Source organism: Azospirillum terrae (assembly GCF_053470425.1).
This window is the reverse complement of sequence record NZ_JBPXMR010000005.1, coordinates 17651-40911: the sequence shown is the minus strand read 5'-3', so window position 1 is coordinate 40911 and position 23261 is coordinate 17651. Positions and strand designations below refer to the sequence as shown.

Here is a 23261-nt window from a genome sequence, read left to right as displayed (position 1 = left end):
TTTTGTTCTGTTTTTTAAGGACCCCACCGGCGGCCGAAAGGCTCTTGGACCCCTTTTGGGGATCCAAGAGCCTCCGTCCAACAACAATCGGGCGTGTTGCGGGGGCGTGGTCGACGTCCCCCACTTCACCTTAGCCCTTCATCACTTTCAGCATGGTCGAGCCGAGGCTCGCCGGGCTGTCGGCGACCGCGATGCCGACCGACTTCATGAAATCGATCTTGAAGTCGGCGGTGTCGTTGCCGCCCGAAACAACCGCGCCGGCGTGACCCATGCGGCGGCCCGGAGGAGCCGTGCGACCGGCGATGAAACCGACGACCGGCTTCTTGGTGCCCGAGTCCTTGATGAACTGCGCGCCCTTCACCTCAGCGTCACCACCGATCTCGCCGATCATGATGATGCCCTCGGTCTCCGGGTCCTTGATGAACAGGTCCAGAGAGTCGATGAAGTTGGTGCCGTTCACCGGATCGCCGCCGATGCCGATGCAGGTCGTCTGGCCGAGGCCGGCCGCCGTGGTCTGCGCGACGGCTTCGTACGTCAGCGTGCCCGAGCGGGACACGATGCCGATCTTGCCGCGGCGGTGGATGTGACCGGGCATGATGCCGATCTTGCACTCGTCCGGGGTGATGATGCCCGGGCAGTTCGGACCGATCAGGCGGGTCTTGGAGCTCGCCAGGGCGCGCTTGACGCGCACCATGTCGAGCACCGGGATTCCCTCGGTGATGCAGACCACCAGCGGGATCTCGGCGTCGATGGCCTCGAGGATCGCGTCGGCCGCGAAGGGGGGCGGGACGTAGATCACGGAGGCGTTGGCGCCGGTGCGCTCGACCGCGTCGGCGACGGTGTCGAACACCGGCAGGTCGAGGTGGGTGGTGCCGCCCTTACCGGGGGTGACGCCGCCGACCATCTTGGTGCCGTAGGCGATCGCCTGCTCGGAGTGGAAGGTGCCCTGCGCGCCGGTGAAGCCCTGGCAGATGACCTTCGTGTTGGAATCGACGAGAACAGCCATCTTATTTGGCCTCCTTCACGGCCTTGACGACCTTTTCCGCGGCGTCGGCCAGATTGTCGGCCGACAGGATCGGCAGGCCGGACTCGGACAGGATCTTCTTGCCCAGCTCGACGTTGGTGCCTTCCAGACGGACGACCAGCGGAACGTGCAGGTGAACCTCACGCGCCGCGGCGACCACGCCCTCGGCGATGACGTCGCAGCGCATGATGCCGCCGAAGATGTTGACCAGGATGCCCTCGACGTTCGGATCCGACAGGATCAGCTTGAACGCCGCGGTCACGCGCTCGCGCGTCGCACCGCCGCCGACATCGAGGAAGTTGGCCGGCTCGCCGCCGTACAGCTTGATGATGTCCATGGTGGCCATCGCCAGACCGGCGCCGTTCACCATGCAGCCGATCGAGCCGTCGAGCTTGACGTAGTTGAGGCTGTGCTTGGCCGCCTCGATCTCCGCCGGGTCCTCTTCCGACTCGTCGCGCAGCTCTTCGACATCCTTGTGACGGAAGAGCGCGTTGTCGTCGAAGTTCATCTTGGCGTCGAGCGCCAGGATCTCACCCGAACCGGTGACGATCAGCGGGTTGATCTCGACGATCGAGCAGTCCAGGTCCACGAACGCCTGGTACATGGCGGTCAGGAACTTGGCGCAGGCACCGACCTGCTTGCCTTCCAGGCCGAGGCCAAAGGCGACCTTGCGGGTGTGGAAGCCCTGGATGCCGGTAACCGGATCGATGGCGACCTTCAGGATCTTTTCGGGGTGGTTGTGGGCAACCTCCTCGATCTCCATGCCGCCCTCGGTCGAGGCGATGATGGTCACCGTGCCGGTGGCGCGGTCGATCAGCATGCCGAGGTACAGCTCGCGCTTGATGTCGGCGCCTTCCTCGACGTAGATGCGCTTGACTTCCTTGCCCTCGGGGCCGGTCTGCTTGGTGACCAGAACCTTGCCGAGCATCTCGCCGGTGTTCTTGCCGACGTCTTCGACGGACTTGACGACGCGGACGCCGCCCTTGCCCTGCTCGTTGCCCTTGAAGCGGCCGGCGCCGCGGCCACCGGCGTGGATCTGCGACTTGACGACCCAGACCGGGCCGCCCAGCTCGCGGGCGACGGTCTCGGCTTCCTGGGGGGTGTAAGCGACGCCGCCGCGGGGAACCGCGACACCGTACTTCTTCAGCAGGCTCTTGGCCTGGTACTCATGGATGTTCATCGGGCGTCCATTTTTTTGTTGGTCGGCTGACGATGATGATCGGACGCGGGAAAGGCGCCGTGCGTTTCAGCCATACATCCGGAAGCGTATATCGCCCGAATGGATGGCTGCCGCCACTGTACCACCTGGGACGGAAGCTTCAACCTTCCGTCCCGGCATGGCAGGGCGCCTTCCCGTGTGCAGGCAAAAAAAGACCGCCTTAGGAGGCGGCCTTCTCCGACTGCTGCTTCTTGACGACGTCGACCAGCGTCTGGACTGCCTGGACCGAATTGTCGAACATCTTGCGCTCTTCGGCGTCGAGCTCGATCTCGATGATCTTCTCGATGCCGCCTTCGCCGATGATCGTCGGCACGCCGACATACATGTCCTTCACGCCGTACTGGCCGGTCAGGTACGCGGCGCAGGGCAGCACGCGCTTCTGATCCTTCAGGTAGCTCTCGGCCATCTGGATGGCGGAGGCGGCCGGGGCGTAGAAGGCCGAACCGGTCTTCAGAAGCTTGACGATCTCGGCGCCGCCGTCACGGGTGCGCTGAACGATCTGGTCGAGCTTTTCCTGCGAGGTCCAGCCCATCTTGACCAGATCCGGCAGCGGAATGCCGGCCACGGTCGAATAGCGGACCAGCGGGACCATGGTGTCGCCATGGCCGCCCAGCACGAAGGCGGTGACGTCTTCGACCGACACCTTGAACTCTTCGGCCAGGAAGTAGCGGAAGCGCGACGAGTCGAGCACGCCGGCCATGCCGACCACCTTGTTCGCCGGCAGGCCCGAGGCCTGCTGGAGCACCCACACCATCACGTCGAGCGGGTTGGTGATGACGATGACGAAGGCGTTCGGGGCGTACTTCTTGATGGCCTCGCCGACCGTCTGGCAGACGCCGGTGTTGATGCCGATCAGGTCGTCGCGGCTCATGCCCGGCTTGCGCGGCACGCCGGCGGTGACGATGACGACGTCCGCGTCCGCGATCACCGAGTAGTCGTTGCCACCGGAGAGAGCGGCGTTGAAGCCCTCGACCGGCGAGGTCTCGGCGAGATCGAGCGCCTTGCCTTCCGGCATGCCTTCGGCGATGTCGAACAGGACGATGTCGCCCAGTTCCTTGAGTCCAGCCAGGAGAGCCAGCGTGCCGCCAATCTGGCCGGAGCCGACGAGCGCAATCTTCTTGCGTGCCATGGAGCGTTCCCTGCGCATGTGCGTCCCCCCTTCAGCGGAGGACTGAACCAATGAATGGGTCTTTTCTTAGGGGTCCAGCGCCCTTAGAATTCGAGGCGGGTTCCTAGCGCGAATCCACTCGAAGGGCAAGCGTGACGGGGAGCACAGAACCGGAACGGGATAAGGAATCCGGAGAATCCTTGCGTCAGGCTGGTCTGCCCACCTATTGAAAGACTGCTTTTGCCCCTTGGGAGGTCACGATGATGCGCTTCGCACCCGCTGCGACACTGGCGATGGTTGCCGCTCTGCTGGCGGCCCCGGTGTCCGCGCAGACGGTTCCGGATTACGAGGCGGCGCTGGCCGCGGTGCCCGCGGCTCCGCCGCCGGCCGTCGCCCAGGCGTGCCTGCCGTTGCAGAACTACGTGGTCACGGCGATCGAGCCGGGGCAGCGCAAGGGGCCGTGGATGCTGTCGCTGCTGCCGTTCACCCCGTTCGCCACCGACGTGGCGGCCGGCGCGCGGCGCGACTGCGGGGCGGTGCGCGGGAGTGCGGTGATCGCCTTCAACCAGAACAGCACCGAGGAGATCGTCACCCCGCCGATGCTGGAGGACGAAAGCCAAGTCCGCCCGCTCGAGCCCGCACCGCCGCAGGCCGGCTACGACAAGCCGCGCCGGTCGAAGCCGCCGGTGCAGTGAGGTCCTGACGTCTCAAAGCCAAACTGGATTGTAGCCGAAGTCGGCCGGGAACATCTTGACGTAGTGGACAAGGCGCGGCCGGTCCGCCCGATTGGGGGTGGGGCCGTGCGGCAGCGCGTGGTGCCACAGGATCAGGTCCCCGGCCTTTCCGGCGATGGGCGTCATCTCCAGATGCCGTGCGGCGAAATGGTTCGGGTTCACGCCGGGCGGCAGCGCGTCGACCCACGCGTCGATGGTGCGGTGCATCCCCGGCACCAGGGCGAACGCCCCTTGCTCGGCCGTGGTGTCGGTCAGGTAGATCAAAGCCTGGATGCCGAACGGAATCGGTTTGGCCAAGCTGACGTCCCAGTGGATGCCCGGACCGGGGAAGGGGCGCTGGGGTGTCACGGGTGGATTGAAGCCGACGCGGTCGGTGCTCACCCACAGGTCGGCGGTGCCCCAGAGCTGAGCGAACGCCTTGCGGATGCGGCGTGAGCGGCGGTTGGCGTCGAGCGCCGGATGCCGGAAGAGCTGGACGAACACGCATTGCTGCACGCGGCGCTGAACGTCCCAGCCGGCGGGATCGTCCGGGTCCAGGTCCAGCACGTCCCAGATGGCCTGGGCGGTGGCGCGGCAGGCCTCCGGCGTGATGGCATCGGGCAGGATGACCCAGCCATGCTCCTCCCAGTGCGCGAGGTCCTCCGGGCTCAGCACCGGCGGCATCGCCTCGATGGCGGCGATGCTGGCCTGTGCGTCGGGTGGCGGGGCCTGCCCGGTCAGGGCGGCGTTGATCCGGGCGATCACCGCCGGATCGATGGCGCCGCCGTTGCGCTCCAGCACCCACGCCTCGAACTCCGCGAAGCTCGGCTGGACGGTGCCGAGGTGGCGCAGGGTCTCCTCCAGCCCCAGTTCCAGGCCGCTGAACAGCACGTGGGTCGCCCGCCATTCGTCCGCGGTGTCGTTGGGGGCAGCCCGCTCCCCGGACAGGAGCCGCGACCACAGGCGCTTGAGATGGACGACTCCGAGTGTGCCGAGCTCCGTCAGGCCGGCGACAGGGGATGCGGTTTCGGTTGTCGTCATGGCGGGGCCTTCGAAAATTCGGCGGGGGATGCGCGATCATGCCCGCTGGCGGCCGCGATGGCGATCCCTACTTCAACCCATACAGCTCCAGCTGCCGCGCCATCTCGGCCGGCGGCAGCGGGAAACCGGTGCCCTGGCGGGCGTTCAGCATGGCGTGCGGCGGGATGCCGGCGGCGTGCGCCTGCACCTGCATGGCGCAGCGCATGGAGAACCCCGCCCGCCAGACCAGCGCGGTGACCGCCCGCGGGTTGCCCGAGCCGAACACCAGTTCCACCGCCTGCGCCGGTGCCCCGGCGCGCAACGCCAGCGCGGCGCGCACGAAACCAACCTCGTCCCACGACAGCGCGTCGCCGATGGCGGTCTCGTCCAGCGCGCCCAGGCGGTGCAGGCGCAGCGCCCTGCGCTCCGGCGTCTCGCTGGGGGCGCGTTCGATCCACTCGACGCGGCGGCGCACGGCGGCGGCGATCTCGGCGACGGTGGACTCGTCGAAGTCCGGGCGGCTGCGCAGCACCGCGACCACCGAGCGGTCCACGAAGTCGGCCAGCCGCAACGCCAGACGCGGCGGCAGCGCCGGGCGCTGCGCCAGCTTGGCCTGCAAGGCGCGATTGCGGGTCGAGTCCTCGACCACGCGTTCCAGCGCCGGCTCGGGGATGATGGCGCCGCTGTTGTCGAGCAGCACGCCGGTCGCCTGGGCGTCGCCGGCCTCGACGATGGCGGTGGACACCGGCGCGCTGACGTGGCTCCGCCCGGCGATGGCCGACAGCGCCCACGGGGTGGGCTGCGACGCGATGACCGTCAGCAGATCGGAGTCGGTCAGCGTGGCGCAGCAGTGCAGGATCGGCTCGGCCACCGAGCGCTCGACGTCGCGGGCCAGACGCTGCACCACCGGCGGCGGGGCGCAGGCAATGTCCTTGATGGCGGTGGCGAGGGCGGCGCGGACGAAGGTGACGTGGTCGCGGGCCAACTGCTCCAGCGCCCGCAAGGCCACGGTGGCAACGGTGTCGCGCCCGTCCGGCGGCAGGTCGGGCAGCAGCCGGCAGAGCTGGCGCGCGAGAGCGGCGCGCACCGCCTCGTCGCCCCAGCCGGACAGCCGCGACTGCGCCAGCAGCGCGCCCAGCGCGCGGGCCGGGGTGGGGGCGGGGACACTCGGCAAACCGGCCGGCGGCTCGTCGAACAGGTAGTCGAGCTGCTCCGCCGCCACGCCATCGTCGGATGGGGGATCGTCGAGGGTGGCCGGTGGGCGCGGCCGGAGAAGGTGCGGTTTGCCAGTCATGGCGTGTCGAGCCCAGAGGGAACCAATCTGCCTTATGGGAACCTCTGCTCGGTTAACGAGCAGCTAATTCCGAGCACTCAACGGCGGCGCGGCAACGGCGTGGTGGCGGGCGGCTTTATCGCGCCGCCCAGTGTGCGCATCGGCTGCGCCCGCTCCTGGCGCGCCTTGTCGAAGGCCGCGAAGATGCGCATCAGGTGACCCGACGTCTCGTCGCCATATCGGACATCCATGCGCGCCCGGCCCAGTTCGGTGCGGATTTCCTCGCGCAGATGGCCGAACAGCGCCTCGAAAAGCTGGTCGAAATGCTCTTCGGCGAAGCTGAAGGTGCGCGGGCCGACGTTCGTCATCAGGCGGATGAAGGTCTGACGCTGCAAGTGGAACTGCTTGAAACGCAGCATGATCCGCACGAACAGCGCGTGGGTCAGCACCGGCAGCGTGGCGTGCCGGGTGACGCGCGGCCACACCTCCTCCTCGCGCTCGGCGCACGCGAGTTGGAGGATGGAGCGGGCGTCGGCGTTCATCGCCTCCCATTCCTTTTCGTAGAACAGCGCCGTCAGGTTGGCCTGAAGGCCCGGCAGGATGATCCGCGGGAAAACGGCGCCGGTGACCGGGTCGGTGGTCTCCGGGATGTGCTGGGTGACGGAGGAGAACAGCAGCCGCGTGACGAAATCGCGCCGCCGACCCTCCTCGGCTCCGGCCCCGGTGGGGATCGCCAGCGTGACCAACTCCGCCGGGTCGGATTGGCCGTCCATGCAGCCCCGGCAGGTGCGCGCGAACAGCGGCATCGTGCGCGGCCAGTTCTCCATCATCAATTCGAAGGCGCGGGTGAACTCCTCCTGCGTCAGCGAGCCGCGCGCGGCGATCTGCGGCCCGATGGCCTCCTGGAAGGTCTGGATCAGCGCCCGAGCGACGCCGTGGTGCTGCACGAACGCCGGAAGACCGGGCTCGGGAGCCGCCAGGGCCGTCGACAACGCGCCGGTGCGCGTGCGTTGCGTGTCGGGAATGCTCATGGCCGTCACGGGGTGAGCGGTTAAAATTTACTCTGCATTTTATATAATGGAGGAGGATGCGCTGTGACGGCGGTCACAGGCGGCAAAGAATCAACCGACCGAACGGGAGACGTAGGCCCTGACCGTCGCGGGGGCGATGATCCGGTGGAGGGGCTTGACCACCAGCATGTAGAAGCGGCCGAGGGTGTTCTTCGTCCGGACCACGGTGGTGATCACCGCCCAGTGGCCGGAGCCGTCGGCGGGAAGCTTGCAGACCGACAGCCAGACGTCGAGGTGCTTGTCACTGTCGCCCACGATGACTTCGGAATCGGCGATCTCCCCGATCGAGAAGATGCCGACCCGGTCGCCCGGCCGGTAGGAACTGGCGGGTTTCGACGGGTCGACGGTGGCAAGCACGCCGAGGTCCTTCAAGCCCACCAGTTGGACCAGCCTGTTCCGCAGCCACATCAGCCGGTCGATCCAAGCCGGGGTCCGGGCCATGATGGCCACGACGATCTCCAGCGCGGACAGATTTGGGTCGTGCAGGGGAAAGCGGTAGGCGTCGTGGAAGTCCGCCCCCTCGAGATGCCGCCTCACCGCGCTGTGCATCGGAGCGTCCGCAAGCTGGATGTGGGGCATCGGGGGAAGTTTCCACGGAAGGGACGGATTTCCCCACGTTCTGCGGCTGCAACTGCGGTGTCAAGACGCCCCAGGGCTTCGGAGCGGACAAGAAAAAAGGCCGCCGTCTTGCGACAGCGGCCCGAAGTCTAGGGAGGAAACGCACGGCACGAGTGCCGTAGTCGCGCCGAACCTACCCCGATATGCGCGCAAGTGGTAGTACCAATTGCGTATGTGTGCGCTGCAACATACGCATGGCTGCGACTTTGGCAGGAGGCCCGCGCCGGGTCAGGCCAGCTTCTGGCGGACGAGCGCCTTGGTCTCCTCGATGCCGTACAGCTCGATGAACGAGCCCATGCGCGGCCCGGTGGTCTGGCCCAGCAGGATCTCGTAGAGGGCTTGGAACCACGCGCGCAGCTCGGTGAAGCCGTGCGCCTTGCCGACCTCGAACACCTCGTTCTGGATGGTCTCGGCCTTGGCGTTCGACAGCAGGTCCAGGCGGTTCAGCAAATCCTCCAGCGCGGCGCGCTCGGCGTCGGTGGGGGCGCGGTACTGCTTCATCGGCTTGATGAAGTCCTGGTAGTAGCGCACCGCGTAACCGGCCATGCGGTCGAGGAGCGCGCTGTTCTCCGGCGTCGCTTCGGGCGCGTAGCGGCTGATGAAGCCCCACATCACGTCCTTGGTCTCGGCGTTCGCCACCCCGGCGAGGTTCAGCAGCAGTCCGAAGCTGAGGTCGGCACGGATGGCCGGCGCCTTGCCGTCGTGGATGTGCCACGCCGGGTTCTCCAGTCGCTTGGTCGGCTCCTCGTTCGGCAGCTTGGAGGCGAAGGCGATGTACTCGTCCACCGCGCGCGGGATGACGTCGAAGTACAGGCGCTTGGCCGTCCTGGGCTTCTGGAACATGTAGAGCGACAGGCTCTCCGGCGGGGCGTAGGTCAGCCACTCGTCGATGGTCAGGCCGTTGCCCTTGGACTTGGAGATCTTCTGCCCCTTGTCGTCGAGGAACAGCTCGTAATTGAAGCCCTCCGGCGGCGTGCCGCCGAGGATCCTGACGATCTTGCCGGCCAGCTCGACCGAGGGGATCAGGTCCTTGCCGGCCATCTCGTAATCGACGCCCAGGCCGTACCAGCGCATGCCCCAGTCGGGCTTCCATTGCAGCTTGACGTGGCCGCCGGTGACCGGAATCTCGACCTTCTTCCCGTCCTCGTCCTCGAAGACGATGGTGCCGGCGTCCGCGTTGCGCTCCAGCACGGGAACCTGGAGGACGCGGCCGGTGGAGGGTGAGACCGGCAGGAACGGACTGTAGGTCTGCTGGCGCTCCTCGCCCAGGGTGGGCAGCATCACCGCCATGATCTCGTCGTAGTGCTGCAAAACCTTCAGCAGCGCGTCGTCGAAGCGGCCGGACTTGTACCAGTCGGTGGAGGACTGGAAGTCGTAGTCGAAGCCGAACTGGTCGAGGAAAGCCCGCAGGCGCGCGTTGTTGTGGGCGCCGAAGCTGTCGTGCGTGCCGAACGGGTCCGGCACCTGGGTCAGCGGCTTGCCGAGGTGCTGGGCCACCATCTCCTTGTTGGGGATGTTGTCGGGCACCTTGCGCAGGCCGTCCATGTCGTCGGAGAAGGCGAACAGCTTGGTCGGCAGGTCGGACATGCGCTGGAACGCCTGACGCACCATGGTGGTGCGCGCCACCTCGCCGAAGGTGCCGATGTGCGGCAGGCCCGAGGGGCCGTAGCCGGTCTCGAACAGGACGTAGCCCTTGGCCGGCGGCGCTTTGGCGAAGCGCGCCACCAGCTTGCGCGCTTCTTCGAACGGCCACGCCTTCGCCTGCAACGCCAGTTCCCGCTCGCTCGTCATCGCCCGAAACCCTTCGACACACACTTATGGGAGGCTCGGACCCTAGGGCGGTTGCGGATGTGCGTCAACGGCGGAGCCTTGCCTGAAGTGAACGCATGACCCACCCTCTCGCCACCGCAAGCAACCGGAGAGCACGCGCCCATGGGCTGGGTCTACCTGTCGGTCGCCATCGGCTTCGAGATCGCCGGCACCACCGCCATGAAGCTGTCGGACGGTATGACGCGCCTGGGGCCGGCCCTGGCGGTGGTGGCGTGCTACGGCGTGTCGTTCACGCTGATGGTCTGGGCGCTGCGCACCGTCGAGGTGGGCGTGGCCTACGCCGTGTGGTCGGCGATCGGCACCATGGCCATCGCCGTCATCGGCATCCTGGTGTTCGGCGAAAGCGTCGGACCGCTGAAGCTGCTGGGCATCGCCCTGATCGTCACAGGCGTGGTCTGCTTGCGCTTCGCCAATCCGGGGGCGTGAACCATCCTCCTACCGGTCCCGGCCGATCTCCGGAAAGTCCAGGCTGGCGAGCGACGCCTTGGCGCGGCCGACGCCGGAGCCGGCCCAGGCGATCTCGTTGAAATAGGCCAGGAACGGCTTGGTGACGGCGTTGATCGACGCGAAGCCGATGGTCTGCCCGACGCTCTGCGTGATGAACCACGACACGGCGAGGGTGTCGATGGTGGACGCCACCCGGTAGGTGACGACCTTGTACAGCGAGCGCGTCCACAGCGACCAGCTCTGCTCCGGCGGATGGCCGGCCTCTTCCTCGACCACGGCGAGCTGGCGGGCGTATTCCGCCTCGTCGATGGCGCCGGCTGAGCGCAGCGCGTCGAGCGGCTGGCGCTTCTGCGCCATATGGCGGGCATCGACCTCCTGGGCGTTCCAGGGCAGGGGCAGGCCGCCCATGGCCGTCGGCATGCGGCCGCGCACGCCCAGTTCCGCCGGCTCGCGCAGGGCGTCGGCCCAGCGGCGCAGCTGCGACACGCGCTGCTGGAGGGCGGGGGAGTCCGCGGCCCGCGCCGGGTTCAGCGGCGCCTCGTCCCAGGCCGCGAGCTGAATGCCGCCGCGGGGCTCCACCGGGTCCGGCGCGGTGAAGTAATAGCGCAAGTCCAGCAGGTTTTCGCGCGTGCGGGCGCGGGCGCCGACCATCATCAGCTCGGACGGCAGGGCCACGCCGTCGGCGGCCAGCCGGAGGGCCGCCGCCTCCCACGCGGCACCGCCGCCGAGAGGCTCGGGCAGCACGGCGTTGGCGTAGGTGCAGTAGCCGTCCACCGGCGTGTCGTAGCGGATCACCGCGAAATAACTGTCCGAGCGGCTGCACTCGCTGCTCGTTCCCATGACTTCCTTGGTCTTGCGCCGGTTGGTGCGGACCACGGCGAGGGCGTCGAGCGCCTTGCCGTTCAGGCGCCCGAGCACGGTGGCGGTGATGTCGTCGGCCTCGTCGCGGGCCAGCACGGTCCAGGTGCCGGCCGGCAACGGCGCCTGCTTGCCGTCCGAGGTGATGGCGCCGCTGACGGTGGCCGGCGGCGCTTCCTGCGCGGCGGCCGGCGTCGCGAGGCCGAGGAGGAGGGCGAGGGTCAGGAAATGCCGCATGGCCGTCACCGTCCGGTCGTGAAGGTGGTGACGGGCACGCTGGGCGGCCATTCCCACGCCATCTCGTTGCCCCAGTAGACGGTGCTGTGGGTGAGGCCTTGCCAGAGGGCGACCCAGGCGCCGGTGGCGACGTTGCCGCCGGCCAGCAGCGTCGCCACCAGGAAGCTGTGGCTGCTCGACAGCACGCGGTAGGACATCAGCTTGTAGACGCTCATGCGCAGCGCCGAGATCTCTTCCGGCGTCTTTTCCGTCGCGGCGGCGTCGAAGTAGGGCGCCTTCAGCGCCGGCACCTGATCCGGCGGGTCGCGCAGGGCGGCTAGCGTGACGGCGCGCGCGCCCTGCACCCAATCGCCCAGCCGCTCGATCATCGCCGCGCGCTCCGGGTCGGCCGCCACGGCGGCCGGCGACCAGTCGGCGTTCAGGTCGCCCGGCGGCAGCAGGCCGAAGCGCACGTCGATCACGTCGCGCCGGTCGCTGACGCGCAGCCCGGCGACCAGCGTCACCGGCGGCAGCCGGTCGCCGATCCATCCGCCGATCCCGCCGCCGCCCCCTGCGCCTTGGCCCGGCTGCCCGGCCGGGCCGAGGCCGTAGGTGCCGATGGGGGTGATGAAGGAGCAGGCGTTCTGCGCGTGGCGCGCCTCGGATGCGCTTTGGAAGAGCATGCCCTCCGCCGCGCATTCGGACGGCTGCCCCCAGCCGTCCTGCACGGGCAGGACGTTGGTGCGCGCCAGGACGAAGCCGCGGTCCGCCGCCCCGTCCGCCATCCTGTCCGGCGGCCGCACCAGCAGAACCCCGCCGATGGCACCGTAGGCGCCGGAGACGACGCCGTCGGTTTCCGCCCGGCCGAAGCCGCTGGCCGCCACTTGCCACGGCCCCGGCGGCAGGGGAATGCGCTTGCCCAAAAGCTCGACGGAGGCTGACGCCGCGCTGCCCGGCTCTGGCAGGGCGGTCGCCGACGCGGCGCCCGGCCCAGCCAGAAGTCCGGCGAAGGCAAGGGCGCACAGAGCGCCGAGGCCGGTCTTTCCCGATGCCATATCCCCCATCCGGTCGTGATGGCGACGAACGAGCGAAAGAGGTAGCACGAATTCGCGCGAGGCGCCTCATTTCGAGCGCCAGTGCACCGACGCAGACATCGTCCGTTCTGCACCCAGCCTCTGCGCCTCGGATCTTTCTGTGCCCGCCCCCCCAACGCCTCGCCAGTGGTAAACTGCTTGAGCGCCTGCTTTGCCGCCTCAACACTATCGCGCACTTTCCGGCCCTGAATATTCAGGTATAGGGTCAAGCCTGCGCTGGTTTTGCTTTTTGAGTTAGGCGATTGCTACACAGCGTTACCTGGAGACACGCCATGAAACGCGCTCTGCTCACCACGCTGGCGGTTGCCGGCAGTCTCGCCGTCGCGGCGCCGGTGTTCGCCCAGCCGGCGGGCCCCAAACAAGGCGCCCCTCAGGGCACCCCCCGCGGTGGCGAACGCGGCTCGATGTACGACGGCGGCGCCCGCTTCGCCCGCATGTGCGAGACCCAGGACGCCCGGCTGGCCGGCATGTTGGCCTTCGCCGAGAAGCGCCTGAAAATCACCGAGGCGCAGAAGGCGGCCTGGAACAAGTTCGCCGACCAAGCCCGCGCCAGCCAGAAGCCGATGCAGGACGTCTGCGCCACCCTGAAGGACAAGCCGCAGCCGACCAACGCCATCGAACGCCTTGATCGCGTGGACGCCATAATGACGGCGCGCCAAGCGCAGTTCCATCAAATGCTGCCGGCGCTCAAGGAGATGTACGGGCAGCTGACGCCGGATCAGCAGAAGGTCGCCGACGAGCTGCTGAAGCGCGACCCCAGCTCCGGCGCCCGCGGCGCCCCCCGCCAAGAGCGCGGATCGCGGAGCAAGTGATGTCGTTCTCCCCCTGCACCTTCGGACGGAGTCAGTGCACCGGATGAAACGCCATGAAACGCTATGAAACACGAATCTGGCCGATGTCTCACTCGACCGGCGCGGACATAGCTCGCCCGTGAAGACTATTATCCTATAGCGAAACGCTGCCAGGAGCAAGCGCGCCGCTTGACCGTCACCGCACGCAATCGTCCAGCCGCTCGCGCTCCACGACCGCCATCCGCCGCTCGATGACCCCGGCGCGGCGCTGCACGTAGGGCGTGGCCGGGGTCCAGTTGCGCGGGCTGGGCAGCAGCACCGCCAGAACCGCCGCCTCGCGCCGGGTCAGCGCCGCAGCGGACTTCCCGAAATGGTGCCGCGCCGCCGCCTCGGCGCCGTAAACGCCGTCCGCCCATTCGACGATGTTGAGGTACACCTCCATGATCCGGCGCTTCGACCAGAGCGTCTCGATCAACAGGGTGAAGCCCGCCTCCAGCCCCTTGCGGACCCAGGTGCGGTCCGGCCACAGGAAGGCGTTCTTGGCGGTCTGCTGGCTGATGGTCGAGCCGCCCTTCAGGCGCCGGCCGTCCTCGTTGTCCTCCAGGGCGCCCTCGATGGCGTCCCAGTCGAAGCCGGCGTGGCCGCAGAACTTGGTGTCTTCCGAGGCGATCACCGCGCAGGCCAGCGCTGGGGCGATGCGCGGCAGCGGCACCCAGTCCTGGCGCATCGCCGACCCGCCCGCGGCGCGCAGCAGCATCAGCGGCGTTCCCGGCACCGGCACCACCTTGTAGAGCAGCACCCAGCCGACGCTTAAGCCCGCCAGGGCCACGCATGCAGCCAGCAATCCGCGGATCAGGCGGCGCAGCATCGCTGCGCCAATGGGGGAGTGGAGACGATTTCCATCGTGCCGGCCGAAAAATACCTTTAAGGGACGCAACCGGAGCGCTCGTACCGAAGGAGCCGGCTCCTTATACTGCACGCCCCATGGACCCGTCCCACCCCGCATCGCCTTCGCTGTCGCCCGACACCGCCCCGGTCATCGTCGCCGGGGCGCGGCACGTCGTCTGGCTGACCGCCGACGGCGAGGTGGAGACGCCGACCCTGGCCGAGGCGGTCCGCTGGGCGCGCCGCCACACGCCCATCGTCTGCCACGCGCGCAGCGTCGCCCGCCGGCTGGGCGTCGATCCGTTCCCGATGCTGGACGTGCTGGAGCTGTTCGCCTTCGTCAAGCCGGCCTGCTTCTGCGTGCCCACCCCGCGCGGGCTGGCCGAGGCGCTGGACCTGCCGCTGCCGGCGGACGGGCTGGAGGCGGAAGCGGTGGCGCTCCAGCGCGCCGCCTTCCGGCTGTTGAAGATTCTTGGCGCGCCGGGGCGCGAGGAGCGCTCCGATCCCGTCGCCATCGCCTGGGAAATGGGGCGCGCCGGCTGGCCGTGGGCGGGCGCGGTGCTGGCGGCGCTGGGCGCCCCCAACGGGCCGGAGCGCGGCCGGGCGCTGCACGGCTTCCGGGTGTGGACGCGGCTGAAGGAAATCGAGGAGGGGGCGCCGTCGCCGCCGCCCGCCCACCACCCGGTGGACCCGGACGAGGCGCGGCGGCGGCTGGCCGGCATGCTGTCCACCGCGGTCGCCGGACGGCACACCGAGCCGCGCCCGCAGCAGGCGGATTACGCCAGTGCGGTGTCGGCCGCCTTCGCGCCGCGCCCGGCGCCGGACAGCCCGCACATGGTGCTGGCCGAGGCCGGCACGGGGGTCGGCAAGACGCTGGGCTACCTCGCCCCTGCCACGGTGTGGGCGGAGAAGAACGGCGGCACGGTGTGGATCTCCACCTACACCCGCAACCTCCAGCACCAAATCGATTCCGAGCTGGACCGCCTGTTCGAGGACCCCGCCACCAAGGCCCGCAAGGTCGTCGTGCGCAAGGGCCGCGAGAACTACCTGTGCCTGCTGAACCTGGAAGACGCGGTGCGCGGCCTGCCGACGCAGCATCACAACGCGGTGGCGCTGGGGCTGATGGTGCGCTGGGTGGCGGCGACGCGCGACGGCGACCTGAACGGCGGCGATTTTCCGGGCTGGCTGGTCGATCTGCTGGGGCGCGGGCGGACCATGCTGCTGGCCGACCGGCGCGGCGAGTGCATCTATTCGTCCTGCGACCACTACACCAAGTGCTTCATCGAAAAGAGCGTGCGCCGCGCCCGCAAGGCCGACGTGGTGATCGCCAACCACGCGCTGGTGATGATCCAGGCGGCGCTGGGCGGCGGTGACGACATCGGCCTGCCGACCCGCTATGTCTTCGACGAGGGGCACCATGTCTTCGACGCCGCCGACAACGCCTTCGCCGGCCATCTGACCGGGCGCGAGACGCAGGAGCTGCGCCGCTGGCTGCTGGGTGCCGAGGAAAGCCGCGGCCGGGCGCGCGGGCTGAAGCGCCGGCTGGAGGATCTGACGGCCGGCGACGAGCCGGCGCAGAAGCTGCTGGACGAGGTGCTGATGGCGGCGTTCCGGCTGCCGGGCGACGGCTGGGCGGCGCGGCTGGCCGCCGACAACCCTAACGGCCCGACCGAGCGGTTCCTGATGCTGGCGCGCCAGCAGGTCTACGCCCGCACCGATGGGAACGCCGGCCCCTACAGCCTGGAGGCGGACACCGCCTATCCGGTGGATGGCCTGTATGAGGCCGCCGACGAGCTGGGCAAGGCGCTGGCCGAGCTGTCGAAGCCGTTGGAGGAGCTGTCGCAGCGCCTCGCCCGGCGGTTGGACGACGAGGCGGCGGAGTTGGACCCCGACCAGCGCCGGCGCATCGACGCGCTCTCAAGAAGCCTGCACCGCCGCGGGACGCTGACCGTCGAGGCGTGGCGGGCGATGCTGGCCTCGCTGACCGCCGCCACGCCGCCGCAGTTCGTCGACTGGTTCGCCGTCGAGCGGCTGGAAGGGCGCGACGTGGACGTCGGGCTCTACCGGCACTGGATCGACCCGACCATCCCCTTCGCCGAGGCGGTGAGTTCGCAGGCGCACGGCATGGTGGTCACCTCGGCGACGCTGACAGACGGCACCGGGGATGTGAACCTGGACTGGGAAGCGGCGGAGGCGCGCACCGGGGCACTGCATTTGCCTATGCCGGCGGTGCGCGCGCAGGTGCCGTCGCCCTTCGACTACAAGGCGCAGACCCGCGTGCTGGTGGTCAACGACGTGCGCAAGGACGATTTGAACCAAGTGGCCGCCGCGTATCGCGAGCTGTTCCTGGCGGCGCGCGGCGGCGGGCTGGGGCTGTTCACCGCGATCAGCCGCCTGCGCGCCGTGCACGAGCGGCTGGCCGACCCGCTGGACCGCGCCGGTTTGCCGCTCTACGCGCAGCATGTGGACCCGCTGGACGTATCGACGCTGATCGACATCTTCCGCGGCGAGGAGCACGCCTGCCTGCTGGGCACCGATGCGGTGCGCGACGGGGTGGACGTGCCGGGGCGGTCCTTGCGGCTGATCGTCTTCGACCGCGTGCCGTGGCCGCGGCCGGACATCCTGCACCGGGCGCGCCGCGACGCCTTCGGCCGGCGGCGTTACGAGGACATGCTGACCCGCCTGCGCCTGAAGCAGGCGTTCGGCCGGCTGGTGCGCCGGGCCGACGACGTCGGCGTGTTCGTGCTGCTCGACCCGATGATGCCGTCCCGCCTGTTCGGCGCCTTCCCGGAGGGCGTCGAGGTGCAGAAGGTCGGGCTGAAGGACGCGGTGCAGATCACGCGGGAGTTTCTTACGCCGCCTTTTTGATTTTGAGGCTGGCGAGGATTTGCTCCACCTCGTGGCTCAATGCGTCGGCTGCGCGGGAGAGGTGTTCGGCTGCGCCCAAGACCTCGTCGGACGCACCCCCCGTTCCTTTCGCTGCAAGCTGCGCGTTGCGGTTCACCTCCTCCATTGCAGCGGCCCGTTCCCGTATGAAAGCGACAACGGCGGCAACGGCCGCCGCCGCAGTTTCCAGGCCGTGGCTTAGCGACTCCGTGGTGGCGTTGGCCGAGCCGTCGCCGGGGGGCGGCTCGGCAACAGTATCGGTGTTCCGTGCCGCCGCTATCTGCTCGGCGGCCGCTATCTGCTCGGCGATGGAAGCAAACGCGTCGTTCAGGGCTGCAACAGCTTCGGCTATACTGTGGCAAGCGTCCGGCGCATTCTGGGTGCGAGCGGCCTCGATGATCCCCTTCATGGCCTCGCGACGGCGCGCAACGTCGGCATCGCTCATGAGGCGCTTGCCGTCGTAGACGTTCGGGCTCGTGTAGCCGCTCATGTCGGAACCCCGCTCGGGAGGCTTCGCGGCAGGCATGGCCTGATCTCCTTTACCGCGCAATGTTCTCAACGAACATGCGTTTGCGTCAATACACTGTTCGTGACATAGCCCAAAACGTCCGCCCCGCCGGGTCCGTTCCGGTTTGGGTTACGCCATAGCCGGCCTCGACGCACACGGCGGTCAGCGTCTCGTGCTTGCGCATCGCCTTCCCCGGAAGCGACCGGCCCTTGGTGACGCGGTACAAGCCGCTGGGCCGCTCTTTGTCCAGCAGCTTCCGGCAGGCTTGGCCCACGATGTCCATAACGCGTGACCGGACGGACTCCGGGATGTAGCCGCGAGCGATCTCGCGGTCCTGCGTGGTAAAGGACTCCTCGCTGCCGTCCTCCGAGAGGACCGCGATCTCGAACGAGAACTCCCAGAAGGACGCGCCGCCGTACTCGGCCGGCACCAGCCGTGAGTCCACCGTCACCAGGCGCCCCGTCTCGGAGCAGAACGCGAGCGGTTCGGAAATCATCCATCCCGGACCGTCCTTGTCCTCGATGAGACTTAAAGCTGGAGGTTCTGCGAGGATGGGGCGGAACATGCTGCGTGCATAACGGCGCACCGCCGCATCCGCAAGCGTGGGTTTATCCCGGCGCCCATCACCCCGGCGTGTAGATCGCCAGCAGGACACTCAGCGTCACCACGCTGACCACGGTGGACACCAGGATCGCCGCCGACGTGCGGTCGATGTAGATGCGGTACTGCGTCGCCACCACGAAGGTCAGCGCGCCCGTCGGCAGGGCCGCCAGGATGATCGCCGAGGCGGTCCAGAACGGGTCCATCGGGAACAGCGTCTCGATCAGCAGCCAGCACAGCAACGGGTGCGCCAGCAGCTTCAACGCCACCACCCAGCCGATCTCACCCAGGGGGGCCTTGATGTCGCGCGTCGCCAGGAACAGGCCGATGGCGACCAGCGCGCAGGGGCCGGCGGCGGCGCCCATCAGCTCGCAGAAGGTGACCAGCGGCTGCGGCACCGCGACGTGCGGCAGCGTCACCGACCACAGCACGCCCGCCGCCGTCGAGACGATCAGCGGGTTGCGCGCGATGGCCTTGCCGACGTCCTTGAGCGCCTTGCCCAGCCCGTGCCCATGGCTGGCGGCGAACTCCAGCCAGATCACCGCGATGCCGACCATGATGGCGCTCATGATCACCGTGGCGAGGATGGCCGGGGCCAGCCGGTCGGCGCCGAAGGCGGCGAGGAACAGCGGGATGCCCATGTAGCCGGTGTTGGAGAAACACGCGGTGAGGCCCTGCATGCACAGGATCTCGGACTTCTCCCGGTGCAGCAGGCGCCCGAGCAGCGCACCCAGCGCGTAGACCAGCAGCATGGAGCCGAGGAACGCGCCGATGAACGGGCCGTTCAGCAGCTCGGCCAGCGGGCGGCGGGCGGTGCCGAGGAACAGCACCGGTGGCAGCGCCATCCAGTAGACGAACTTGTTCAGCGCCTCCGACGAGGCGCTGCCGAGCAGCTTCGCCTTGCCCGACAGATAGCCGGCCAGGATGATGGCGAAGACGGGGAGGACGACGTTGACGACCGCGGACATGGGGGACGAGGGTAGGCGACGCCGCAGCCCCTGTCGACCCGCGCAAAGCGCCGCCCAGGCTTGACATAGCGGGCTTGACGGGCCGGGCTTGACGTTGTGGGGGGAGAGGGCGAGATTGCCGGTATCCGTTGCCCAGGAGTTGCAATGATCGACCATCACCGCGCGCTCATCTACGTCATGGTGCTCGTTTCGGCCTCGGACGCCGACATGACGGACCTGGAGCTGGAAGCCATCGCCGAGAACGTCCGCTATCTGCCGATCTTCCGGGACTTCGACTCGGAAAAACTGTTCGAGGTGGCGCGCGAGTGCACCGCGCTGCTGGACGACCCGGAGGGGCTCGACAAGACGCTGGAACTGATCAAGAAGTCGCTGCCGGCCAAGCTGTACGAGACCGCCTACGCCGTGGCCTGCGACATCGCCGCCGCCGACGCCACCGCGACACAGGAGGAACTGCGCCTTTTGGAGATGCTGCGCCACAAGCTGAACGTCGACCGCCTGTGCGCCGCCGCCATCGAGCGCGGCGCTCGCGCCCGGCACGCCCGCCTGTGAGCGCGGGGCTGTGACCGCCGTGGACGACGCGCCGCGCCCTGACCTGCCCGGCCGCACGGTCGGAGTCATCGGCCTCGGCCTGATGGGCCGGCCGATGGCGCGCAACCTCGCGCAGGCCGGCGCGGCGGTCGTCGTCCACAACCGCAGCCCCGGTCCCGCCGAGGAGCTGGCGAAGCAGGGCCTGCGCCCCGCCGCCAGCCCGGCGGAGGTGGCCGGCGCCGCCGACACGCTGATCCTCATGCTGACCGACACCCCGGCGGTGGAGGCGGTGACCGATGCGCTGCTGGGCGCGCTCAGGCCCGGCCATCTGGTCATCGACATGGGCACCACGGCCGTGGGCGCCACCCGCTGCCTGGCCGAGCGCGTGCGCGCGGTGGGGGCGGACTGGGTGGACGCGCCGGTGTCCGGCGGGCAGGTGGCGGCCGAGGCGGCGACGCTCACCATCATGGCCGGCGGCACGGTGGAGGCGTTCGAGCGGGCGAAGCCGCTGTTTCAGACGCTTGGGCGCCGCATCACGCATGTGGGCGACGTCGGTGCCGGGCAGATCGCCAAGACGGCCAATCAGGTGATTGTCGGCCTGACCATCGGCGCCGTGGCCGAGGCGCTGGCGCTGGCCAAGGCGGCCGGCGCCGACCCGGCGAAGGTGCGCGAGGCGATCCGCGGCGGCTTTGCCGAGTCGCGCATTCTGGAGCTGCACGGCGGCCGCATGGTGTCCGGCGACTTCGCGCCGGGGGCGCGGGTGACGACGCAGTTGAAGGATCTGACCCAGGCGGAAGCGCTCGCCGAGGACGCCGGCATCGACCTGCCGGCGGTGTCGCTGTGCCGCGAGCTGTACGAGATGCTGGTCGAAAAGGGCGACGGCGGGCTGGACCACGCGGCGCTGTACCGGCTGTTTTCGTAGGGGCGAAGGGCCTCAGCACCGGCTGTACATCGCCGCCCAGAAGGTCCGGTTCGGCAGCGGGTCCTCGGCGTGGTGCTCCTTGAGAAACTGGCCGCCCAGTCGATAGGCCTCGCGCTCGCCCTGGGCCGGACACTGGTAGCGGGCGTACTGGCCGTTCACGCGCTGCACGTGGTGCACCAGCTCGTGCAGCAGGCGCTCCTGAAACTCCACATCGTCCAACGGCTTGTCGTGGACCACGTAGACGATGCCGTGCCCGCCGCCCTCCATATCGTAGAGCGCCCAGATGCGGTCATCGATTTCCGGGCGCTCATAGGCGGAGATCCGCGCCTCGGCGTAGTATTCGGCGGTGATTTCCTGGGCGGTCACCAGCCGGACCTCGGGAAGGGGAATGCCCTCCACCCGGTATCCGCTGTGCGCCCCGATCCATATCAATAAGGCCGCGACCAGTTCGCCCATCGCCAGCACTCCATCCCCGGTATGGATGGATAACCGGGTGGAGTGCCGGGGTGTTGCGCGTGGCTTTACTTCCGCAGGTGATCGCTGACCAACAGTTCGGCGATCTGCACGGCGTTCAGCGCGGCACCCTTGCGCAGGTTGTCGGCGACGCACCAGAAGGACAGGCCGTTGTCCACCGTCGGATCCTCGCGGATGCGGCTGACGTAGACGGGGTCGTCGCCGGCCACCTCGACGGGGGTGAGGTAGCCGCCGGGCTCGTGCTTGTCCATGACCACGATCCCCGGCGCGTGGCGCAGCGCCTTGCGCGCCTCGTCGGCGGAGATCGGGTCGGCGAACTCGACGTTGACCGCTTCGGAATGGCCGATGAACACCGGGACGCGCACGCAGGTGGCGGTCACCCGGATCTTGGGATCGAGGATCTTCTTGGTCTCGACCACCATCTTCCACTCTTCCTTGGTCGAGCCGTCGTCCATGAAGGTGTCGATCTGCGGGATGACGTTGAAGGCGATCTGCTTGGGGAACAGCTTCGCGTCGACGGGGTCGGCGACGTAGATGGCGCGGGTCTGGGTGAACAGCTCGTCCATCGCCTCCTTGCCGGCGCCGGACACCGACTGGTAGGTCGACACCACCACGCGCGTGATGGTGGCGAGGTCGTGCAGCGGCTTCAGCGCCACCACCAGCTGGATGGTCGAGCAGTTGGGGTTGGCGACGATGCCGCGCTTGCGGTACCCGGCCAGCGCCTGCGGGTTGACCTCCGGCACCACCAGCGGCACGTCGGGGTCCATGCGCCAGTGCGAGGTGTTGTCGATGACCACCGCGCCGGCCGCGGCGGCCTTGGGCGCGAACTGCGCCGACACCTTGGCGCCGGGCGACGACAGCACGAGGTCGATGCCCTTGAAGTCGAACTTGGCGAGGTCGCGCACCTTGAGGATGTCGGTCTCGCCGTACGAGACCTCACGGCCGACCGACTTTTCCGACGCCAGCGCGACCACCTCGTCGGCGGGGAAATCGCGCCCCGCCAGGGTGGCCAGCATCTCGCGCCCCACGTTGCCGGTGGCGCCGACGACCGCAACTCGGTAGCCCATGGCGGAAATCCCTTGTCCTGGGTTTGGGAGAGCGCTTGACCTATGCGCTTTCCGTTGGAATTGCAACGGGGGCCGCGCTGTGCAAACGTGGCCGCCGCCCCGACCCGCCCGAGCTTTGCCGCGCCGTATGCCGACCCCGCTGGAAGACATCATCGCCAAGGCGATCAAGGACGCCGACAAGTCCTTCTTCAACGAGGACTACACCAAGCAGGCGCGGGCGGTGATGGCCGCGGTGAAGAAGGCCGGCTACGAGGTGGCGCCGATCAAGCCGCCGCCCGGCCTCGTCGAATGGGCCAAGGACAACATCCCCTTCGGCCGCCTGCGCCCGACCGAACTGATCACCCAGATGTACTCGATGATGGTCGAGAACGTGCGGCGGTTCGACAAGTAGGAGTGGTGCGGCGTTGCCGGAACGCCGGCCGCGCACTATGCTAGACTCCGTGGACGCGTTCGCTCGGAGGGCGCTGCGATGAACATGACGATCAACAGCGACGAGGCGGAACGGCTTGCCAGGCAGTTGGCGGAGCTGACCGGCGAACCTTTGGCGACCGTCGTGACCGAAGCCTTGCGTGAGCGCCTGGAGCGCAAACAGCGCGAGCGCGGGCGCGAGGGTATGGCCGAGCGGCTTCTTGCCATCGGTGCCCGCTATGCGGCGCTGCCAGACAAGGACACGCGGACGCCGGACGAAATTCTCGGCTACGACGAGAACGGGCTGCCGACGTGATCGTCGTCGACACGTCGGCGATCATCGCCATTTTCCGTCGAGAGCCGGACGCTCCGGTCATTGCAGGAAAGCTGGAAAACGCGGATGTGGCCGTCATTGCGGCCGCCGGCGTTCTTGAAGCCTCGATCGTCCTTCGATCCTTGAAAGGACTGTTTCCCGCCGAGGCGGAGCGCTGGCTCGATGAGTTCATCATCGAAGCGGACCTCAAAGTCATACCGATGACCATCGACCATGTGCGCGCCGCCCGCGCCGCGCACCTGCTGTTCGGCAAGGGGACGGGGCATCCCGCCCGGCTGAATTTCGGCGACTGCTGCACCTATGCGTTGGCGAAGGTGTTCGGCGCGCCGCTGCTGTTCAAGGGCGACGACTTCTCGAAGACCGACCTAATCGCCGTCTGATCTTCCCCCAAGACGCCCCC

General features: G+C 68.6%; 25 protein-coding genes. 9 read left to right on the top strand and 16 right to left on the bottom strand.

What is annotated here, in order from left to right:
* Positions 1-130: 130 nt before the first annotated feature.
* From sucD to mdh, 3 genes are all read right to left on the bottom strand, one after another.
* Entirely contained in the window at positions 131-1006 is an 876-nt protein-coding gene (gene sucD, locus ACSVDD_RS14705; RefSeq protein WP_448190116.1) for a succinate--CoA ligase subunit alpha, read from the bottom strand.
* 1 nt (position 1007) lies between these two features.
* Positions 1008-2204, bottom strand: a complete 1197-nt coding sequence (gene sucC, locus ACSVDD_RS14700) for an ADP-forming succinate--CoA ligase subunit beta (protein WP_448190115.1) — start codon at positions 2202-2204, stop codon at positions 1008-1010.
* Positions 2205-2403: 199 nt separating this feature from the next.
* On the bottom strand, positions 2404-3372 hold the full coding sequence (gene mdh / locus ACSVDD_RS14695) for a malate dehydrogenase (protein WP_448190114.1): 969 nt from the start codon (positions 3370-3372) through the stop codon (positions 2404-2406).
* Between the two features lie 239 nt (positions 3373-3611).
* Here mdh and ACSVDD_RS14690 point away from each other — a divergent pair, with 239 nt between their 5' ends.
* Positions 3612-4046, top strand: coding sequence for a hypothetical protein (locus ACSVDD_RS14690; protein WP_448190113.1), 435 nt, complete (start codon positions 3612-3614; stop codon positions 4044-4046).
* A 12-nt stretch (positions 4047-4058) separates the two neighbouring features.
* Here ACSVDD_RS14690 and ACSVDD_RS14685 read toward each other — a convergent pair whose 3' ends face one another.
* The 5 genes from ACSVDD_RS14685 to ACSVDD_RS14665 all read right to left on the bottom strand — a co-directional run bounded on the left by ACSVDD_RS14685 (position 4059) and on the right by ACSVDD_RS14665 (position 9836).
* Positions 4059-5105, bottom strand: coding sequence for a phytanoyl-CoA dioxygenase family protein (locus tag ACSVDD_RS14685; protein WP_448190112.1), 1047 nt, complete (start codon positions 5103-5105; stop codon positions 4059-4061).
* A gap of 67 nt (positions 5106-5172) precedes the next feature.
* The gene (locus tag ACSVDD_RS14680) at positions 5173-6378 is read right to left on the bottom strand and encodes a DUF2336 domain-containing protein (protein WP_448190111.1); all 1206 of its coding nucleotides are present in this window, start codon (positions 6376-6378) and stop codon (positions 5173-5175) included.
* A gap of 77 nt (positions 6379-6455) precedes the next feature.
* Positions 6456-7388 (bottom strand): hypothetical protein, encoded by a 933-nt coding sequence (locus ACSVDD_RS14675; protein WP_448190110.1) that lies wholly within the window; start codon positions 7386-7388, stop codon positions 6456-6458.
* Between the two features lie 90 nt (positions 7389-7478).
* A complete protein-coding gene (locus tag ACSVDD_RS14670) occupies positions 7479-8006 on the bottom strand; it encodes a DUF2867 domain-containing protein (RefSeq protein WP_448190109.1) in 528 nt (175 codons plus the stop codon).
* A gap of 267 nt (positions 8007-8273) precedes the next feature.
* Positions 8274-9836 carry a lysine--tRNA ligase gene (locus ACSVDD_RS14665; protein ID WP_448190108.1) on the bottom strand — a complete coding sequence of 521 codons (1563 nt, stop codon included), beginning with the start codon at positions 9834-9836 and terminating at the stop codon, positions 8274-8276.
* A 141-nt stretch (positions 9837-9977) separates the two neighbouring features.
* Here ACSVDD_RS14665 and ACSVDD_RS14660 point away from each other — a divergent pair, with 141 nt between their 5' ends.
* Positions 9978-10301, top strand: coding sequence for a DMT family transporter (locus tag ACSVDD_RS14660; protein ID WP_448190107.1), 324 nt, complete (start codon positions 9978-9980; stop codon positions 10299-10301).
* 9 nt (positions 10302-10310) lie between these two features.
* On the opposite strand, the gene ACSVDD_RS14655 is transcribed toward ACSVDD_RS14660, so the two are convergent.
* Together ACSVDD_RS14655 and ACSVDD_RS14650 are read right to left on the bottom strand one after the other, a co-directional pair.
* Positions 10311-11468 (bottom strand): DUF2061 domain-containing protein, encoded by a 1158-nt coding sequence (locus tag ACSVDD_RS14655; protein ID WP_448190106.1) that lies wholly within the window; start codon positions 11466-11468, stop codon positions 10311-10313.
* Positions 11423-12451: a hypothetical protein gene (locus tag ACSVDD_RS14650; RefSeq protein ID WP_448190105.1), complete on the bottom strand. Its 1029-nt coding sequence runs from the start codon at positions 12449-12451 to the stop codon at positions 11423-11425. Before ACSVDD_RS14650 ends, ACSVDD_RS14655 begins: the two co-directional genes overlap by 46 nt.
* Positions 12452-12762: 311 nt before the next feature.
* Between ACSVDD_RS14650 and ACSVDD_RS14645 the strand changes: the two genes are divergently transcribed.
* A complete protein-coding gene (locus tag ACSVDD_RS14645; RefSeq protein ID WP_448190104.1) occupies positions 12763-13302 on the top strand; it encodes a Spy/CpxP family protein refolding chaperone in 540 nt (179 codons plus the stop codon).
* Between the two features lie 175 nt (positions 13303-13477).
* Here ACSVDD_RS14645 and mtgA read toward each other — a convergent pair whose 3' ends face one another.
* A complete protein-coding gene (gene mtgA / locus ACSVDD_RS14640) occupies positions 13478-14149 on the bottom strand; it encodes a monofunctional biosynthetic peptidoglycan transglycosylase (protein WP_448190103.1) in 672 nt (223 codons plus the stop codon).
* Positions 14150-14265: 116 nt separating this feature from the next.
* On the opposite strand from mtgA, the gene ACSVDD_RS14635 reads away from it, so the two are divergent.
* Positions 14266-17034, top strand: coding sequence for an ATP-dependent DNA helicase (locus tag ACSVDD_RS14635; RefSeq protein WP_448190102.1), 2769 nt, complete (start codon positions 14266-14268; stop codon positions 17032-17034).
* Here the strand turns inward: ACSVDD_RS14635 and ACSVDD_RS14630 are convergent.
* The 3 genes from ACSVDD_RS14630 to ACSVDD_RS14620 form a co-directional block, all read right to left on the bottom strand.
* Positions 17018-17578 carry a hypothetical protein gene (locus ACSVDD_RS14630; RefSeq protein ID WP_448190101.1) on the bottom strand — a complete coding sequence of 187 codons (561 nt, stop codon included), beginning with the start codon at positions 17576-17578 and terminating at the stop codon, positions 17018-17020. The two genes, ACSVDD_RS14635 and ACSVDD_RS14630, sit on opposite strands and share 17 nt — an antisense overlap.
* Positions 17579-17627: 49 nt before the next feature.
* Positions 17628-18056 carry a hypothetical protein gene (locus tag ACSVDD_RS14625; protein WP_448190100.1) on the bottom strand — a complete coding sequence of 143 codons (429 nt, stop codon included), beginning with the start codon at positions 18054-18056 and terminating at the stop codon, positions 17628-17630.
* 127 nt (positions 18057-18183) lie between these two features.
* Positions 18184-19128, bottom strand: a complete 945-nt coding sequence (locus ACSVDD_RS14620) for an AEC family transporter (RefSeq protein WP_448190099.1) — start codon at positions 19126-19128, stop codon at positions 18184-18186.
* A 144-nt stretch (positions 19129-19272) separates the two neighbouring features.
* On the opposite strand from ACSVDD_RS14620, the gene ACSVDD_RS14615 reads away from it, so the two are divergent.
* Both ACSVDD_RS14615 and ACSVDD_RS14610 read left to right on the top strand, forming a co-directional pair.
* A complete protein-coding gene (locus ACSVDD_RS14615) occupies positions 19273-19677 on the top strand; it encodes a tellurite resistance TerB family protein (protein ID WP_448190098.1) in 405 nt (134 codons plus the stop codon).
* 10 nt (positions 19678-19687) lie between these two features.
* Positions 19688-20578: an NAD(P)-dependent oxidoreductase gene (locus ACSVDD_RS14610; RefSeq protein ID WP_448190097.1), complete on the top strand. Its 891-nt coding sequence runs from the start codon at positions 19688-19690 to the stop codon at positions 20576-20578.
* Between the two features lie 12 nt (positions 20579-20590).
* Here the strand turns inward: ACSVDD_RS14610 and ACSVDD_RS14605 are convergent, their stop codons facing one another.
* Positions 20591-21034: a DUF6647 family protein gene (locus ACSVDD_RS14605; protein WP_448190096.1), complete on the bottom strand. Its 444-nt coding sequence runs from the start codon at positions 21032-21034 to the stop codon at positions 20591-20593.
* A gap of 65 nt (positions 21035-21099) precedes the next feature.
* Positions 21100-22119, bottom strand: coding sequence for an aspartate-semialdehyde dehydrogenase (locus ACSVDD_RS14600; RefSeq protein WP_448190095.1), 1020 nt, complete (start codon positions 22117-22119; stop codon positions 21100-21102).
* A 127-nt stretch (positions 22120-22246) separates the two neighbouring features.
* Between ACSVDD_RS14600 and ACSVDD_RS14595 the strand changes: the two genes are divergently transcribed.
* The 3 genes from ACSVDD_RS14595 (at position 22247) to ACSVDD_RS14585 (ending at position 23241) form a co-directional block, all read left to right on the top strand.
* A complete protein-coding gene (locus tag ACSVDD_RS14595; protein ID WP_448190094.1) occupies positions 22247-22510 on the top strand; it encodes a hypothetical protein in 264 nt (87 codons plus the stop codon).
* A 78-nt stretch (positions 22511-22588) separates the two neighbouring features.
* The gene (locus tag ACSVDD_RS14590) at positions 22589-22843 is read left to right on the top strand and encodes a type II toxin-antitoxin system VapB family antitoxin (RefSeq protein WP_448190093.1); all 255 of its coding nucleotides are present in this window, start codon (positions 22589-22591) and stop codon (positions 22841-22843) included.
* Positions 22840-23241, top strand: coding sequence for a type II toxin-antitoxin system VapC family toxin (locus ACSVDD_RS14585; protein WP_448190092.1), 402 nt, complete (start codon positions 22840-22842; stop codon positions 23239-23241). The genes ACSVDD_RS14590 and ACSVDD_RS14585 overlap by 4 nt, the downstream gene beginning before the upstream one ends.
* The last annotated feature ends 20 nt before the right edge of the window (positions 23242-23261 follow it).